At 68.8% G+C, this 14,686-nt stretch carries 18 protein-coding genes; 7 read left to right on the top strand and 11 right to left on the bottom strand.

Annotated features, from left to right (window positions below):
• Both ACWDS7_RS10070 and ACWDS7_RS10075 read right to left on the bottom strand, forming a co-directional pair.
• Positions 1 to 968, bottom strand: a 968-nt coding sequence (locus ACWDS7_RS10070) for a haloalkane dehalogenase (RefSeq protein ID WP_451928955.1), incomplete at its 3' end; no start/stop codon positions are given.
• 336 nt (positions 969 to 1,304) lie between these two features.
• A complete protein-coding gene (locus ACWDS7_RS10075; protein WP_451928956.1) occupies positions 1,305 to 1,952 on the bottom strand; it encodes a hemerythrin domain-containing protein in 648 nt (215 codons plus the stop codon).
• Positions 1,953 to 2,102: 150 nt separating this feature from the next.
• Between ACWDS7_RS10075 and ACWDS7_RS10080 the strand changes: the two genes are divergently transcribed.
• Complete coding sequence (locus tag ACWDS7_RS10080) at positions 2,103 to 2,981, top strand: MarR family winged helix-turn-helix transcriptional regulator (RefSeq protein WP_451928957.1); 879 nt, start codon at positions 2,103 to 2,105, stop codon at positions 2,979 to 2,981.
• Positions 2,982 to 3,183: 202 nt separating this feature from the next.
• Here ACWDS7_RS10080 and ACWDS7_RS10085 read toward each other — a convergent pair whose 3' ends face one another.
• From ACWDS7_RS10085 to ACWDS7_RS10100, 4 genes are all read right to left on the bottom strand, one after another.
• The gene (locus ACWDS7_RS10085; protein WP_451928958.1) at positions 3,184 to 3,825 is read right to left on the bottom strand and encodes a response regulator; all 642 of its coding nucleotides are present in this window, start codon (positions 3,823 to 3,825) and stop codon (positions 3,184 to 3,186) included.
• Positions 3,822 to 4,928, bottom strand: coding sequence for a sensor histidine kinase (locus ACWDS7_RS10090; RefSeq protein ID WP_451928959.1), 1,107 nt, complete (start codon positions 4,926 to 4,928; stop codon positions 3,822 to 3,824). The genes ACWDS7_RS10085 and ACWDS7_RS10090 overlap by 4 nt, the downstream gene beginning before the upstream one ends.
• Positions 4,928 to 5,725, bottom strand: a complete 798-nt coding sequence (locus ACWDS7_RS10095) for a hypothetical protein (protein WP_451928960.1) — start codon at positions 5,723 to 5,725, stop codon at positions 4,928 to 4,930. The genes ACWDS7_RS10090 and ACWDS7_RS10095 overlap by 1 nt, the downstream gene beginning before the upstream one ends.
• A gap of 145 nt (positions 5,726 to 5,870) precedes the next feature.
• Positions 5,871 to 6,272, bottom strand: a complete 402-nt coding sequence (locus ACWDS7_RS10100) for an alkyl sulfatase C-terminal domain-containing protein (protein WP_451928961.1) — start codon at positions 6,270 to 6,272, stop codon at positions 5,871 to 5,873.
• Positions 6,273 to 6,783: 511 nt separating this feature from the next.
• Here ACWDS7_RS10100 and ACWDS7_RS10105 point away from each other — a divergent pair.
• The 6 genes from ACWDS7_RS10105 (at position 6,784) to ACWDS7_RS10130 (ending at position 11,084) form a co-directional block, all read left to right on the top strand.
• Positions 6,784 to 7,458, top strand: coding sequence for a GAP family protein (locus tag ACWDS7_RS10105; protein ID WP_451928962.1), 675 nt, complete (start codon positions 6,784 to 6,786; stop codon positions 7,456 to 7,458).
• A gap of 369 nt (positions 7,459 to 7,827) precedes the next feature.
• Positions 7,828 to 7,989, top strand: a complete 162-nt coding sequence (locus ACWDS7_RS10110) for a hypothetical protein (protein ID WP_451928963.1) — start codon at positions 7,828 to 7,830, stop codon at positions 7,987 to 7,989.
• 117 nt (positions 7,990 to 8,106) lie between these two features.
• Positions 8,107 to 8,586 carry a hypothetical protein gene (locus ACWDS7_RS10115; protein ID WP_451928964.1) on the top strand — a complete coding sequence of 160 codons (480 nt, stop codon included), beginning with the start codon at positions 8,107 to 8,109 and terminating at the stop codon, positions 8,584 to 8,586.
• Positions 8,587 to 9,169: 583 nt separating this feature from the next.
• Positions 9,170 to 9,814, top strand: a complete 645-nt coding sequence (locus tag ACWDS7_RS10120; RefSeq protein WP_451928965.1) for a hypothetical protein — start codon at positions 9,170 to 9,172, stop codon at positions 9,812 to 9,814.
• 192 nt (positions 9,815 to 10,006) lie between these two features.
• The gene (locus ACWDS7_RS10125) at positions 10,007 to 10,549 is read left to right on the top strand and encodes a winged helix-turn-helix domain-containing protein (RefSeq protein WP_451928966.1); all 543 of its coding nucleotides are present in this window, start codon (positions 10,007 to 10,009) and stop codon (positions 10,547 to 10,549) included.
• Positions 10,550 to 10,754: 205 nt separating this feature from the next.
• Positions 10,755 to 11,084 carry a transposase gene (locus ACWDS7_RS10130; protein WP_451928967.1) on the top strand — a complete coding sequence of 110 codons (330 nt, stop codon included), beginning with the start codon at positions 10,755 to 10,757 and terminating at the stop codon, positions 11,082 to 11,084.
• 14 nt (positions 11,085 to 11,098) lie between these two features.
• Here ACWDS7_RS10130 and ACWDS7_RS10135 read toward each other — a convergent pair whose 3' ends face one another.
• The 5 genes from ACWDS7_RS10135 to ACWDS7_RS10155 all read right to left on the bottom strand — a co-directional run bounded on the left by ACWDS7_RS10135 (position 11,099) and on the right by ACWDS7_RS10155 (position 14,677).
• Positions 11,099 to 11,440: a transposase gene (locus ACWDS7_RS10135; RefSeq protein WP_451929005.1), complete on the bottom strand. Its 342-nt coding sequence runs from the start codon at positions 11,438 to 11,440 to the stop codon at positions 11,099 to 11,101.
• 132 nt (positions 11,441 to 11,572) lie between these two features.
• Positions 11,573 to 12,121 carry a helix-turn-helix domain-containing protein gene (locus ACWDS7_RS10140; RefSeq protein WP_451928968.1) on the bottom strand — a complete coding sequence of 183 codons (549 nt, stop codon included), beginning with the start codon at positions 12,119 to 12,121 and terminating at the stop codon, positions 11,573 to 11,575.
• Between the two features lie 78 nt (positions 12,122 to 12,199).
• Complete coding sequence (locus ACWDS7_RS10145) at positions 12,200 to 13,240, bottom strand: S66 family peptidase (RefSeq protein ID WP_451928969.1); 1,041 nt, start codon at positions 13,238 to 13,240, stop codon at positions 12,200 to 12,202.
• Positions 13,241 to 13,394: 154 nt separating this feature from the next.
• Positions 13,395 to 14,171 carry a helix-turn-helix transcriptional regulator gene (locus ACWDS7_RS10150; RefSeq protein WP_451928970.1) on the bottom strand — a complete coding sequence of 259 codons (777 nt, stop codon included), beginning with the start codon at positions 14,169 to 14,171 and terminating at the stop codon, positions 13,395 to 13,397.
• On the bottom strand, positions 14,129 to 14,677 hold the full coding sequence (locus tag ACWDS7_RS10155; RefSeq protein WP_451928971.1) for a transposase: 549 nt from the start codon (positions 14,675 to 14,677) through the stop codon (positions 14,129 to 14,131). The genes ACWDS7_RS10150 and ACWDS7_RS10155 overlap by 43 nt, the downstream gene beginning before the upstream one ends.
• Positions 14,678 to 14,686 lie beyond the last annotated feature (9 nt).

The raw sequence follows: 14,686 nt of genomic DNA on the forward strand, positions 1-14,686 counted from the left end.
GCCAGCGACGCACCAACCACAGTGATTCGGTTCATGGGGCGAAGGTACCCTACCGGGGTATATGGGACCGGGGTCTCCCGCAGGCCGGGCCGCACCCGGGGCCGGCCCAGGTGGTGCCGGTCCAGCCAGCGGGCGATGGCCCGGCCGATGGCGTCGGGCTGGTCCTCGGGCGCCTGGTGCCCGGCGGGGCCGATGCCCTCCACCTCGAGCGAGGCGGCGTGCCGCCGGGCCCAGGCCACGACCTCCGGGGAGGCGATGCCCACGCCGTTCTCCACGGTGAGCAGGAGCTTGGGCACTTCCGGGGTGTCGGCGAGCCACTCGCCGTAGGCGTCCATGCGGTCGGCCACGTCGGCGGGCTCGCGGTCGAACGGGATCTCGCGGGGCCAGCGCAGCAGCGGCTTGCGCGAGGCCGGGTCGGGATAGGGCGCCCGGTAGACGTCCAGGTCCTCCTGGCTGATCCCGGTCCGGATGGCGAAGGGGTGGGGGAGGGCGCCCTCGATGGCGAAGTTCTGCTCCAGCAGCATGGTCTCCCCGAGCCCGGGAGTGCGCAGGGCGCGGCTGTGCTCGGCGACGTCGGCCGGCAGTTCCGCCCAGGTCTGCGGCCGCAGGAAGGTCTCCAGCAGGACGATGCCGCGCACATGGCCGGGGTGGCGGGCGGCCCGGTCCATGGCCAGCGCGCCGCCCCAGTCGTGGCCGACCAGGACGGCCTGGTCCAGGTCCAGTGCCTGGAACCAGGCGTCCAGGTAGCGGGCGTGGTCGACGAAGCGGTAGTCGATGTCGGGCTTGCCGGAGGCGCCCATCCCGATCAGATCCGGGGCCAGGACCTTGGCCTGGCCGGCGACGTGCGGGATGACGTTGCGCCAGATGTAGGAGGAGGTGGGGCTGCCGTGCAGGAACACCACCGGCAGATCACCGGTCCCGGCCTCGACGTGGGCGATGTGGGAGTCGATGACTGGAGTGGTAGGCATGATCGTGGTGTCCTCTCCGGACGGGTACGGGCTTCATCGGGTCGTACGGCTGGTGTCCGGACGCCGGTGTTCGGACGCCGGCCTCTTGGCGGGGCCGGACGGTGGTGGGCCGGGCAGTGGTGGTCAGGGCGCGGGCCGCGGTGCCGCGACGGGGGTCAGGCGGCGTCGGGTTCGGCGTTCACACACGTGGTGATGAGGGCCAGGACGGCGGCGGTGATCGGGATGTCGACGGACAGCATCCACCGCCAGGCCGGGCCGGCGCTCCGGCGGCGTGGCGGTCACCGGGGTCGCCTGCGACTGCACGGACATGGAAGCTCTCCCGACGGTCCGAGGTGATCAGGCGGTCCGGCGGCCGGCCGCACCCCACAGGTCGAGGCCGACGTAGGCGGCCCGCCAGTCGTTCTCGTAGGCGGTGCGCAGCGGTTCGGGCATCCGGCCGAGGATGGCCGCGGCGCGGTGGGGGTCGAGGTCGTCCAGCAGCCACGGCAGGTAGCGTGGCGCGGCGGTGCCGATCCGCTCGCGCTGCCGCCGGCCGAGCCGGCCCCACTGCTCCTCGTCGAGGGTGGCGTCGATCAGTGTCAGCGCCTCGGCCTCCTCGTGCTTGAGGTGCCCGGTCAGCCCGGTGTGCAGCGCGTCCACCAGCTCGCCGAGCCGCCGCGGGCCCGTCTCGCGGTCGGCCAGCGCGGCGTCGATGGAGTCCAGCAGCGGGTCGATGATCGCGTGCTCGGCCTCCATCGCGTCCAGCAGGGCCAGGTCGGCCGGCCGCTCGGCCAGGATCTCCGCCATCACCGGCCAGAGGGTCTCGTCCTCGGACCGGTGGTGGGCGTGCAGGTAGGTCTTGAACATCTCCCAGCCCACAGCCGACTTCAGGATCAACCGGGGGTCGTCACCGCCCCTGGCGGTGATCCGCGCGATCCGCTCCAGCTCCCGCCGCAGGGCGTCGTGCATCACGAACATCATCGACATGTCCAGCCTGAAGCTCATTTCCCGCTCCTTCAGTGATCTCTGCGCTCCGCAGGACACCGACGCTAATCCGCATCTCCGCAACCGTCAACTCTCCAACTATCAATAGATTCCAGCATCAACACATTGGACCATCAACACTGGTAGGCTTACGCCGGGGAGGTGGGATCTGTGTCCGACCAACGGAGAGAGGCCGTCGACGAGGAGTCCGGGCCACTGCGCGGGACCATCGGCCATCTGCTGCGCCGGGCCTTCACCGGCATCACGGCCGAGGCCATGCGGGACGGGCCGCAGTCCCGCGACTTCGTGGTGCTCGACGTGCTGGCCGACGAGAACGCCCGCTCGCAGCAGGACCTCGCGCACCGCCTCGGCGTCAACCGGACGATCATGGTCAAGCTGCTCGACCGGCTCCAGCAGGCCGGCCACCTCACGCGGACCCGCAACCCGGCCAACCGGCGCACCTACGTCCTGTCGCTGACCGACGCGGGCCGTACCGCCCTGGAAGGCATGCGCCAGGCCGTCGCCGACCGCGACGCCCAGCTCACCGCAGCGCTGACCACTCCGGAACGGCACCGCCTCAACGAGCTGCTCAGCAGGCTGATCGCCCACGACGAGCAGCCCACCATCCCGAGCACCGAACACCTCATCGCCCAGGCCCACTACCGCCTGCGCCGGCTCGGCGACCACAAGCTGGAGGACTACGGCCTGCGCACCCGCCACTTCGGCCTGCTGCCCGCCCTGGAGCGGCTCGGCCCCTGCCCCCAGCAGCAACTGGCCCGATATCTGCACCTCACCGAACCGGCCACCGCGTCGCTGGTCGAGGAGCTCGTCCAGGCCGGGCTCGTGGTCCGGGGCCAGGACCCGCACGACCGCCGCCGCTACGCCCTGGAGCTCACCGGCCTCGGCCGCGCCCGGATCCCCGTGGTCCGCGACGCGATGCAGGGCGTCGAGCACGACATCGAGGAGATCCTCGGCCCCGACGGCACCGCGGACCTCCGCGACCTGCTCACCAAACTCCTGTCGCGGGCCGGTCAGCGGGAGTCCTCGTAGCGATCGCGGAAACCCCACGGACCTGTCTCTGACCTGCGGCTATGTCTGAGCGTGGAGATCGCCGGTAGAGATGATCATGTGAGGAAACCCTGATCGGTAGCCGCGGCCGTGGGGCTGGACGGACATCGGAAATCCTGGTAAATGGCCTGTGGAACTGTCGATCGAGCCCGTGTCGAATGACCGTTCCCCGCTGGAGCGGCCGTCAGCGCGGGCGGGCCAGGCCGTGTTCGTAGGCCCAGATGACGGCCTGGACGCGGTCTCGCAGCTCCAGTTTGGCCAGGATGCGGCCCACATGCGTCTTCACCGTGCCCTCTGACAGGAACAGCAGGCCCGCGATCTCCGCGTTCGTCCGTCCCATGGCGATGTGGCGCAGGACTTCGCGTTCGCGGTCGGTCAGCGGGTCGGGCCCCGGTGTGGGGAGGGTGGGAGCCACGTGATCGAGCAGGCGACGGGTGGTGGAGGGCGCGATCACCGCGTCGCCCTCGTGCACGGTGCGCACGGCCGCCAGCATTTCCTCGGCGGGCGCGTCCTTGAGCAGGAATCCGGAGGCCCCGGCGCGCAGCGCGGCGAAGGCGTACTCGTCCAGATCGAAGGTGGTCAGCACGATCACCTTCGGCGCCCCTGGAACCCCTGCGAGCAGCTCGCGGGTGGCGGCCACGCCGTCCATGCGAGGCATGCGCACGTCCATGAGCACGACGTCGGCCTGCACGGCGCGCAGCCGGGCCAGCGCGTCGGCGCCGTCGCGGGCCTCGCCCACGACCTCCATGTCCGGTTGCGCCTGGAGCACCATGACCGTCCCCGTCCGCACGAGGTCCTGGTCGTCCACGACGAACACCCGGATCACATGCTCTCCTTCTGGTACGGCAGGCGGGCGACCACCGCGAACCCGCCTTCTTCGCGCGGCCCCGCCTCCAGCGTGCCGCCCACAGCCGACATCCTCTCGCGCATTCCCGCCAGGCCGTTGCCCTGGCCGTCCGTCGTCCCGCAGCTCGCGCCGTCGTCGGTGACGGTGACGACCAAGGCGTCAGGTGTCCAGTCCACGTGCACGGCGGCCGTCGCGGCCGGGCCCGCGTGCTTGAGCGTGTTGGTGAGTGCTTCCTGGACCACCCGGTAGGCGACAAGCTCGGCGGCCGGGCCGATGGAGCCGGCCGTACCCGTCTCGACCGGGCCGGCCGCGCTCGATGCGGACAGCAGGGCGGGCAGGTCGGCCAGCCCGGGCGACGGGGCCAGCGGGGCGGTGTCGGTGCGGAGCACGCCGACCAGGCCGCGCATCTCCGTCAAGGCCCGGCGGCCGGTCTCCTCCACGGTGGCCAGCACCTCGGCGGCCCGCTCGGGCGCGAACCGGCCGCCTCTCGCCTGGGCGACGATCACGGCCAGGGCGTGCGCGACCACGTCGTGCATCTCGCGCGCGATCCTCGCCCGCTCGGCCAGCGTCGCCCGGGCGGCCGACGCCTCGGCCTGCTCCTCCAGCAGCGCGACGTAGGCCAGCTGGGTCCGCCGGTACAACCCGAACCCCCAGGTCGCCATCACCATCGAGGCCAGCAGGCCGAGCAGCAGCCACGGATCGGGCCCCAGGTGAGCGGCGGTGACCGACGGGTCATGGGCGAATCGGTAGGCCGCCGCCCCGGCCCCGGCGAGTCCCGCGACCAAGGGCGGGAAACGCCTGCCGTACACGGTGCAGGAATAGATGGCGATCGGGAAGACGGCCACGGACGGCAGCATGAGGAACAGCCCGGTCACGGCGGCCTGGACGGCGAAGGCGGCGGCGACCAGGAAGAACGCCCAGATCTCCCGCCGGTAGGCGAGGGCCGCGTGCGCCACCAGGCAGGCGCCCACCAGCAGGGCCGCTCGAACACCCGGCACCGACAGCACCGCCATCACCACCGACAGCGACAACAGCGGCACTCCGACGACGAAGGCCAAGGCCAGGTCCGCGCGCCGCGGCATCACCGTAGCGTCGCCCGCTGGTAGGAGAGCGTGGCCCCGCCGACCGCCAGCCCGAACAGCAGCCAGCTTCCGTACACGAGCCCAACCGTCACCACCGCCGCGTGGTCGGACAGGGGCACAGGCCCTTGGGTGAGGCCGAGCATCTGCGACAACGTACCGAAAACGGACATGGCCCCCATGGTGGTCAACATAGCAGCGCCCGTCCAACCACCCGCCAGCACCAGCCGCCGCGGCAGCCACCGCCCCCATCTCTGAACCAGGGCCAGCGAGCCCACCGCCCCGATGAGCAGCATGATCAGCTCGCCGTACGGGAAGCCCTCGGCATAGCCCATCGGACGCAGCAGCGTACCGCCCAAGGACCAGTACAGCTTGGCCATGGGATAGACGAACCCGATCGCGAACGCGCTGTAGCCGAGCCACGCCCCGCCCGGGACCCTGAGGCGAGGCAGCAGCAGCGCACCCAGCAGCGTGCAACCCGTCAGGCTGAGCCCGCGCAGCGCCATCCCGGGCCAGTCCACGCGTGCGAAGTCTCCCGCCGGGATCCCCGTGACGGCGAAGAACGCACGGAAGCCGTCGAGCACGACGCCGCCTGCCGACCACAGCAGCAGTACGGCGGGCAGCAGCCCCGCCGGGTGCGGTCGTACCACGAAGATCGCGCCCAGCGCGGCGGCCAGGACGGTGACCCAGTGCGGCGCGAAGCCCGTGGTGTAGGGGAGCGTCGGCAGCGGCACGAGCGCGAGTGCCACGACGAGCGCGAGAACGATCAGCGCCGAGATCTGCATCCGTTGAAGTCGCATGACGCCAACGATCCCGGCCGAGACCCGCGGGCCGCGTCTGCGCCAGGTCCGGACGAGATCTGACCTGAGAGGTATTGACACGGCTTGTACTCTCATGAGCTGTCGGCCCGCCGGCCGCGTCGGCGCTCTCAGCGTTGGTGGCAGGTCAGGGCGTGACGATGGCGAAGTCCGGTGTGGGGTCCTCCAGGACGGCGGTCAGCCGCCGCAGGACGCCGAGATCACCGTCGTGGTCGATCCGTCGACGTCGTCGCCGGGCGAGCAGGCCGAGCAGGCGCTGTTCCGTCAGCCGTAGCCTCAGGTCCGCTCCGTCGCCGGACGTCGTCCGCTCGTGGATCATGGCTCCGTTGGACATCGTGGTGCGGTGGCGCTCGTCCAGGTCGGTGAGGTGCCAGTCGATGATGAAGCGTTCGTCCCAGGTGTTGGGGCCGTGAACGCGGATGGCCAGGGAGTCGAAGATCTGTTCCGCGGTGAGCGCGCGGAACCTGTCCGAATGCGCACGTTCTGGTCGTGAAAGGGAAGGTCTGCCGTGGGACCGTGGTGCCCGCACCCGCCGCCGCGGGCAGCCCGGCCGGTCGCGCGTACGCGAACGCCTGCGGCACCAGCACCGCCCACAGCGACGACGCCGCAAGCAGGTCCGCGCGCAGCCACGCGCGCCGGTAGCCGCGCAGCGCCACCCAGCCGGGGACAGCAGACCCGCTCGTCCCCGCTGCCTCCCCTCCTGTGGCCGACTTCTGTTCCGTAGCCAAGCCGAGACCAGGGGAAGCCTGCGAGATCGTCAAGCATCATCCCAGGTCAAAGAGGGTATGCCAGGCGCAATCGGAAGGAGTGGTGTCGATGGGGCCCTTGGGGAGCTGCTGCCTTCCGCCTTGTCCGGGGCGATCGGCCCGGTCCCGGTCATGACGGTGAGGTTCCCGCGACCGGCCATCGCGGAAAGGCCGGTCGGCGAGCGGTTGGGCAGGCTGCTGCCGTGACCTGGTCCGCCGCCCGCCCCGAAAGCGCGCAATACGGGCTGACCTACTACGACTCCAACGGAGCCGCCGCCTGCCAGGAGGGTGATCATGGGTGAGGCGTTCGCCGACATGCTGCCCTACACGCTGGGCCTGATCGTCTCGCCGTTCCCGGTCGTGGCCGTCATCGCGTTGCTGATCAGCGCCAACGGCCGCGCCAAAGCTCTGTTGTTCGAGGTCACCTGGCTGATCATTAGCTGGGTCGTGCTGCTGGCCCTCATCATGCTGCTGGGCGCCGCCGGCGATACCGGCCGTGAGGCACCCGCCTGGGCCGGTTGGATCAGCTTGATCATCGGCGTGTGCCTGCTCCTGACAGCCTCCGTCGGCATCCGCAGGGCCGTCCACCGCAAGGAGGGCAGGGATCCCCGGGTGCCTGGCTGGATCGCCGCGATGGACACCATGACCAAACCCAAGGTTGCCGGTACGGCGGCCGTGCTCATCGTGGCCAACCCGGTCAACCTCGCCTCCCTGGCGGGCGGCGCCATCGCCGCCCGCCAAGAGCCCTTGCCCCTGGGGCGGCAACTGATCCTCGCGGCCGTGTTCGTCGTCATCGGCAGCCTCGGAGTGCTCGCCCCCTACGTCACCGCGCTCAGCAAAGACGGTCCACAGCGTCTGCAGCGGATGCGCGGCTGGCTGATCCGGCACAACAGCGCCCTCACCCTGCTGCTGATCCTGGTGTTCGGCATGCTGTTCCTCGCCAAAGGCCTGCGCGGCCTGCTGACCTGAGGCCGGCACCCGTCTTGCGCATGCTGCGCGAGCACGACGAGACCACCGCTGGAGGGCGGGCGCCTCACACTCCCTCCTCGGTTGCTCGGCCAGATAGTCCGTCACCGGCCATGGCATTTCGAGGGGATCCTCCAGGAACAGCCCCTTGTAGGGGGCTGCCCCGACTGCCTAAACAGATCTTGCGTGCCCCAGCTACCTCAAGGCGCACACCGGCCCGACGACGATCGGCTCCGGTTACGGCTACAGCGCCGTGCAGTCGATGCTGCTGGCCGCGGAGGCCACCGTCTGGGTGCACTACAACGTCGGCTACGGGAACAACGTCGCCATCCGCGGCGACGCCTCACCCCTCAGCCGGAACACCGGGCAGGCGTGTGTGAACCGGGCCCCGACCTCTGGAAGTGCACGGTCAGCGGCATCCCGGGCGCCACCACGTTCCGGTACAAGGTGCTGATCAACGACAGCACCTGGCCCACCGGTTCGAACCACACCGGCGTCAGCGGCCACGGCCACGACGTCACGCCTGTCTTATAGCCCGGTTCTTCCAGCCCGGTGCGGCGCGCTCCCGGACGTGGTCGGGGAGGGCCCCGCGCATAACCTCGCGCCCCACTTCATCCCCAGCATCAGGGAGAATCCTTGCGGAGTCCATCCATGGCCGTCGCCCTCACGGCGGCCGCCCTGCTCTGCCTGCCCGCCGTGTCCGCGGCGGCGCAGACCGATCCCGCGCTCGGCCCGGCCGAGACGGCGTCGGGCGGCGACCACACCGTCACCCTCGTCACCGGCGACAAGGTGAAGGCACGCCTGAAGGACCACGACGTCTGTGTGCTGTCGGTAGAGCCTGGCGAGGGACGCGCCGGCGTCACCTTCGCCATCACCGACCGCGGCGACCAGGTGTCGGTGGTCCCCTCCGACGCCGCCCCGCTCATCCGCGCCAACCGGCTCGACCCCCGGCTGTTCGAGGTCGGCACGCTGATCGCGGACGGCTACGACGACGAGCACAGCCGGTCCATCCCGATCATGACGACCTACGGCAGGAGCATGACCACCCAGAACGCCGACCGGGCCGGCGTCGCACTCGGCCAGGCGGCCAAGCGCCGCAAGGAAAGCGGGCAACCCATCAGCATTGTTTAACCATCCGATAATTCGTGACGGAATGTGCCCCTCATCCGCCGGGGTGGTGGAGCTGCCGCCGGCGGTTTCACTGCACCCGCCCTTCTGAAAATGGTCCGGCACCTCAAGCAAGGTGTCGGACCATTTGGTCAATTCTCATCGATTGGCGGCAGGGGGCAGGGGGCGGATAATTCTGGCTTCTATATTGCGATGTGTTTACAGTGAGCTATTTCGTCGTGGCTGACGGGCGGTCTCGGTGTAGTGCAGGACGAGGATGGCCTCTGAGCGAGAAAGCTGAGAGTTGCATCGAGTCGGAGATCATGAGTCCGGTCTGGGCGATGAACCCGGTCAGTAGCTCGGGCTGGTACACAGGTTGAATTCGTAGAGTCATAGAGTTGTGACTGTTTGCTGTGTCGGGTGTACGGCCGAGGTCTGCGGTAGGGGCAAAGGGGCGGGTACACGCCCGCCGAGCAGCGATGACGGAGCGAGCAGGCGCGGATGCGGGCGGCTGACTGCTTCGCTGAGGCCGCCGGCTACGCAGGAACGCTGGCCTCGTCTAGATCGTTTCTCCTTGAGATCGGTGACTGCGGCCAAGGAGGCGTACATGGGGCTCACGCCACGGAGTCATTCATGGCAATGGGGCAAGGCGCGCGCCCAGATGCAGGTCACCGCGGTCACAGCGGCGGCCCCGCTCCTCGTCCTTGGCGTCGTGACCGCGATCCTGCTGGGATTCTCCTGGCGCGGGCTGTTATGGGGTTTGGGGTTGGCCACCCTGGCCGCGGTGGTGCCGTCCTTATTGGTCCTCCTGTCGGGGAGGCTGTCATCGAACCTGGCAGACCCTACTTCGGCAGGTCCCGCGACCACGGTTTTGCACCTGAGGGCGGGCGTGCTCCTTGAACTCGCCCGCCTGGGCGTTGTGACGTTCCAGGATCTACAGCTTCGCGATGCAGTCTGGCTGGGGCTCGGCGTTCAGTCCCTCAACGTGCTGGTCGGCCTCGTGTTGTACACCGGCATAGTGACCCTTCGCCCGTCTCCGCTCGACCTGGAGCAGGCTGCGGCGGGCTACTCGGATTCGTACTCCTACGGGCAGGGCGTACTCGGATTCGGCCGCAACACGCTGGTGGAGGTGGGACTCTCGCTGCTGCTGGCATTGAGCCCGTGGCTGGCCTTTGTCACCGTTCCCGTGGGCGCCATCTGGGAGGCCCTGACAGGCAAGACTCAAACAACCCCGCGCACGCGTGCACGCTGATTCCAGCGCAGGCACTTCGGCCCCGCGCGCCCCTGCTGAAACCAGCCCCAGGCTGGGTTACGGCGGTCGGAAGTCCAGGCCGGCCGCGTGCCGGGTAGGAGCCCGCCAGATCCGGCTCAGCCGGCACAGCAGGTTGAATGCGTAGATTCACAGGGTCATGACGGTTCGCCGTTTCAGGTGTACGGCCGAGGCATGCGGTACGGGCAAAGGGGCGGGTATACGCCCGCCGAGCAGAAACGGCGGGAGCGGTTACGACTGGAGGCGGCCGGGCGGTTCGAGGCTGGGCAGCCCACCCGGGAGGTCGCTCGTAAGCTGCGGGTGCACGAGCGGACGGTGGCCCGATGGCGCAGGGCCTGGTTGGAGGGCGGCGTCGAAGCGCTGCGGTCCAAGGGTCCGGCGTCGCCGGAGAAGCTGTCGAGCCAGCAGTGGGCACGCTTGGAGACCGAATTGAGCCGAGGCCCGCTGGCGCACGGATTCGGCGATGACCAGTGCTGGACCCTGGCCCGGGTCAAGACGCTGATCGGCAAGCTGTTTCACATCGGCTACACCATCGAGGGCGTCAGCAAGCTGCTGCGACGACACGGCTGGTCGGTGCAGGTACCGGCCCGGTGCGCCCTGGAACGCGACGAGCAGGCCATTGCCACCTGGAAGGCCGAGGTGTGGCCGGCCGCAAAGCCACCGCGGCGGACCTGGGCGCCTACATCTGCTTCGAAGACGAGGCAGGCCAGGGGCTGAGGCCGCCGAAAGCACGCACCTGAGCACCGCGAGGCGCCCGCCCGGTGCTGACCGTACGGGACAGACGCAGGGGCCGGGTCAACATCGCCGGCGTCGTGGCCTACCGACCCGGCCGGCGAACGCGCCTGCTGTACAAGCTGCTCGTCTACCACGGCCGCAAGGGCGAACCCAAAGCTTCGCCTGGAGCGACTACCGCGATCTGATCGTGGCCGCCCACCAGCTGCTCGGCGCTCCCCTTGTCTGGTGCTGGGACAACCTGAACGTGCACCTGGTGGCCGAACTGACCGCCTTCGCCGAGGAGCATGCCGACTGGCTGCGCATCTACCGACTGCCCGCTTATGCGCCTGAGCTGAACCCGGCCGAGGGCATCTGGTCGCTGCTCAAGCGGGACATGGGCAACTTCGTCGTCGCCGACCTGACCGGGCTCGTCCGGATCATTAAGCGCAAGCTCAAGAAGATCCAGTACCGGCCACACCTGATCGACGGCTGCCTCGCCCAGACCGGACTCACCATCGAACACCCCTGGAACACATGACCGGCTCTACGAATTCAACCTGTGTACCGCATGCGTTTGAGCCGGTGCTTGATCAAGGCGGTGAGCTCATCGATGCCGCGGACGGCGAAGTTGAGCAGGGTGATGCGCAGGTTGGACCAGATGCCCTCGGCCGGGTTGAGGTCGGGCGCGTACGGCGGTAGCCGGTAGACCAGCAGCCAGTCGGCCTGGGCGGTGATCCACTCACGCATCCGGGCGCTGACGTGCTCGGGCAAGCTATCCCACACCAGCGAGATCGGGCCACCGAGCTGAGCATGGGCGTCGTGCAGCAGGGCCTTGAAGTCGGCTGCGACGAAGCCTTCGTTCGCCCCGGCGCTGGTGGTAAGTGATCGTGCGATAGATCAGCCGGACGCGGCGGCCGGGCTGGATGCGGATCAGGGCGGCGATCGAAACCCGGCCCCGATCACCATAGGAGACCTCCAGCACCGGGGTCTGGCCCATGCGGGCCCGGGTCCTTCCTCGGGGCGGTCTCAGGATTTGGCCGGATTCGTCGGCGAACACCAGCCACGATCCCCAAGCCGCCCAGGTGCTTTTATCGCCGGCCACACCCGCCTCGTCCACTCGGCGACCCGCGCGTTGTCGCGTCGGGCGGCCCAGTGCGCCGGCACCTGGAACGACCAGCCCAATCGCCTCAGCAGATACACCACATCACGGGCGGTGTAGGACACGTGAAACGTCTCAGCGATCAGCGTGGCGACCCGCGACGCCGTCCAGCGCTGGTCACTCCATCCATAGGTGGCGGCTCCCTGCTCCAGCGCCGTCTCCAGGTGCGTCAGCTGCTCATCGGTCAGTTTGCAGCCGGTGCCGCTGGCTCCCTTGGACGCCAGCGCGGCCTTGCCGGCAATCTGCCATGCCCGATGCCACTCATAGGCCGACTTGCGCGTCACTCCCAGCTGTTGAGCCACCCGCGGGGGCCTGATGCCTCCGGCGAACATGTCCGCCGCCCGCAACCGCAGCGCCTGTCGCTGTTCCGCACCCGCGCAGACAGCCCTCCGCTTCTGTCTGAATACCTCATACATCCAGGCTGTCACCCGCGAAAACGGTCCTGATCACGGGGCGTGAGCTTGTCACGCCTACGTTTCTTGATCGGTACGGCGTCAATAGAAGGCGATGATGCGCCGGGCAGGACCGTCCACGGTCATCATTCCGCCGTAGGGAAGAATCCATTGGGGATCGGTGTGCCCGAAGTCCACGCCGAACACGACCATGGCCTCAGGGTGGTAACGGTCGAGGATCCGCAGGATCGTTTCGCGTTGCTCGGTGCGGTAGCTCTCTCGTTCTTCAGGACTGCTGACCCTGGACAGATTCGTGGCTTTCGCCGTACCGACGAGGATCGCCGGAAACTGTGCGAGCAGTCCGCGTTCGCCGGCATTCCGCAGCATGCGGAACACCTCCTGCCCCGGCGGCATCTCCTCGGACGTCTCCAGCAGCAGCACACAACCGGCGTAGTCCTCGACCGCACGAATCCATCGGCCGGCGGCCAGATTCCAGTGCAGGATCTCCAGGTTGCCACCCCAGGTGGGCCCGGTGACGACCCGATCGGGCTGATGCCAGCTCCAGCCTGGGCTGGGAAGGGTCGGTGCCGCTTGGTTCAGCGAGGCGGGATCGCTCCAGTCGAGCTCGTCCTCACTGAACACATCGACCGGGTGCAACGCGACATCGCCGCCGGAGAACAACGCGGCCCGCAGTGAGCCGCTGGTCACCGGATGGAGTCCGCCGCCGCGCCCCAGGTGCACCATGGTCGATCCGCCGTGGTAGCCGACCACGCCGAGGTTCCACAGCCAGTTGAGCAGGTTGGTGTTGTCGCTGTAGCCGACGAACGGCTTGGGAGCCACCGCGGAGGGGTCCAGATAGGGCAGCACGCAGAGCTGGTCATCGCCTCCGATCGTGGCCAGCACCGCATGGATGTCCGGGTCGGAGAACGCGTCCATGAGATCGGCCGCCCGCTCCCGCGGCGAGGCCCCCAATCGGCGGGTGGTCGGATATTCCACCGGCTCCAGCTCGAACTCGTCTCGAAGCCGCCGCATCGCCAGTTCGTGTACGGCGGGGAACATCCCAGGTGCCGCGAAGGAAGGAGAGACCACGGCCACCCGCTGCCCGGCCGTCAGCTTCGGGGGCATGATGAAGTCAGGGCGCATGTTCTCTTCTACGTGATCGTCCGACGGAAATCAAACGCGATTGTACTGACGCGCGGCCATCACAACGACGGCTTGCCGGACGCGGCAAAAGGCACGCGAGCCCGCATTGCGACGGCACCCGAAGGCAGCGGCACCTGAAAGCGGAGGCGTGGGGTCAGAGCCAGCCTTGTCGCGCCGCGCGCCCCCCTGCCTCAAAACGGTTACGAGCACCTAACCGCTCCATGATCGCGGCCATCATGCGTCGCACGGTGCGCTGAGACAGGCCGAGGTGATGACCGGCCGCCTCGTCCGTCATTCCTTCGGCCAGAAGGCTGAGCAGTTGCCGTTCCTGTGGCAGCAGTCCGGCCTCGTCCCTGCGCGGCTGCGACCCGATGGGCGTCGCCACATTCCAGATCTGGTCGAACAATGCGAGGACTGCAACCACGGTCCCGCTTTCCGACACCTGCACGGCCCCTACTTGGGTATTCGACGCGTCCACCGAGAGAAAGGCGATCCGGCGATCATAGATCAACATCCGGATGGGCAGGGTCGGCACCGTGTGAACCTGCGCGCCGATCTCGACCAGCCATTCCGCGTACGCCAGCGTAAGGCCATCATTACGAATGCTGTCCAACCCGATCGTGGGAATGCCCACGCCTCGGTCACGGACCTGTCTGTCCAGGCACTTGGCCGCCTCGATCAACTGGGGGTCCTGTGCCCCGCCGGGCATCATACTGGCCACTTCAAAGACGGCTTCGGCCGACAGTCTCTCGATACGGGCCTGGATCGCGTCCATCCCGAGAAGCCAATCGGCTCCAGGACGTTGCCTGTCCTGAGGGGAGTCGGAGTATTCGCTGACGATGGCCGCGATGGCGGACTCGGCCTCGGCGATCTGGTTTTGCTGACGCGTCAGTTCGGCCTGACGCTGCTGTAGGAGTACCTGCAGTCCCACCTGCGGGCTGACCTGGCGAAAACTCCCGGGAGATTCCCAGGAGGGCAGGAGTAATGCCACTGAGGGTTGAAGGGCTGGAGTTGCAGCGGTTGGAGGATGAAGCCGGTCTGAGCAATGAATCCGTCCAACAGGCCGGATCGGTACTGCATCCGTTTGAGCTTGGTGGCGACGACTCCGGCGAGTTCGTCGATGTCGCGAGGCGCGAGGTCGGCCAAAGCGCGCTTGAGCGCTGACCACACGCCCTCGGCCGGGTTCAGCTCCGGCGCATAGGCGGGCAACTGGAAGACCGTCAGCCACGGGCGGGCATCGATCAACGCGCGCATCGCGGCCGACAGGTGGCGGCGGTCGTTGTCCCACACCAGCACGATCGCCCCGCCGAGCTGGGCGTGCGCGGCATCCAGCAGAGCTGCGAACCACCGGGTATCAAAACCCTTGACCTCCCGGGCCTGCCGCGCCGGATCAGCATCCGATACATCAGCCGGGTGCGCTGCCCGGGCTTGGCGCACACCAGCCCA

The organism is Streptosporangium sp. NPDC003464 (genome assembly GCF_053588315.1).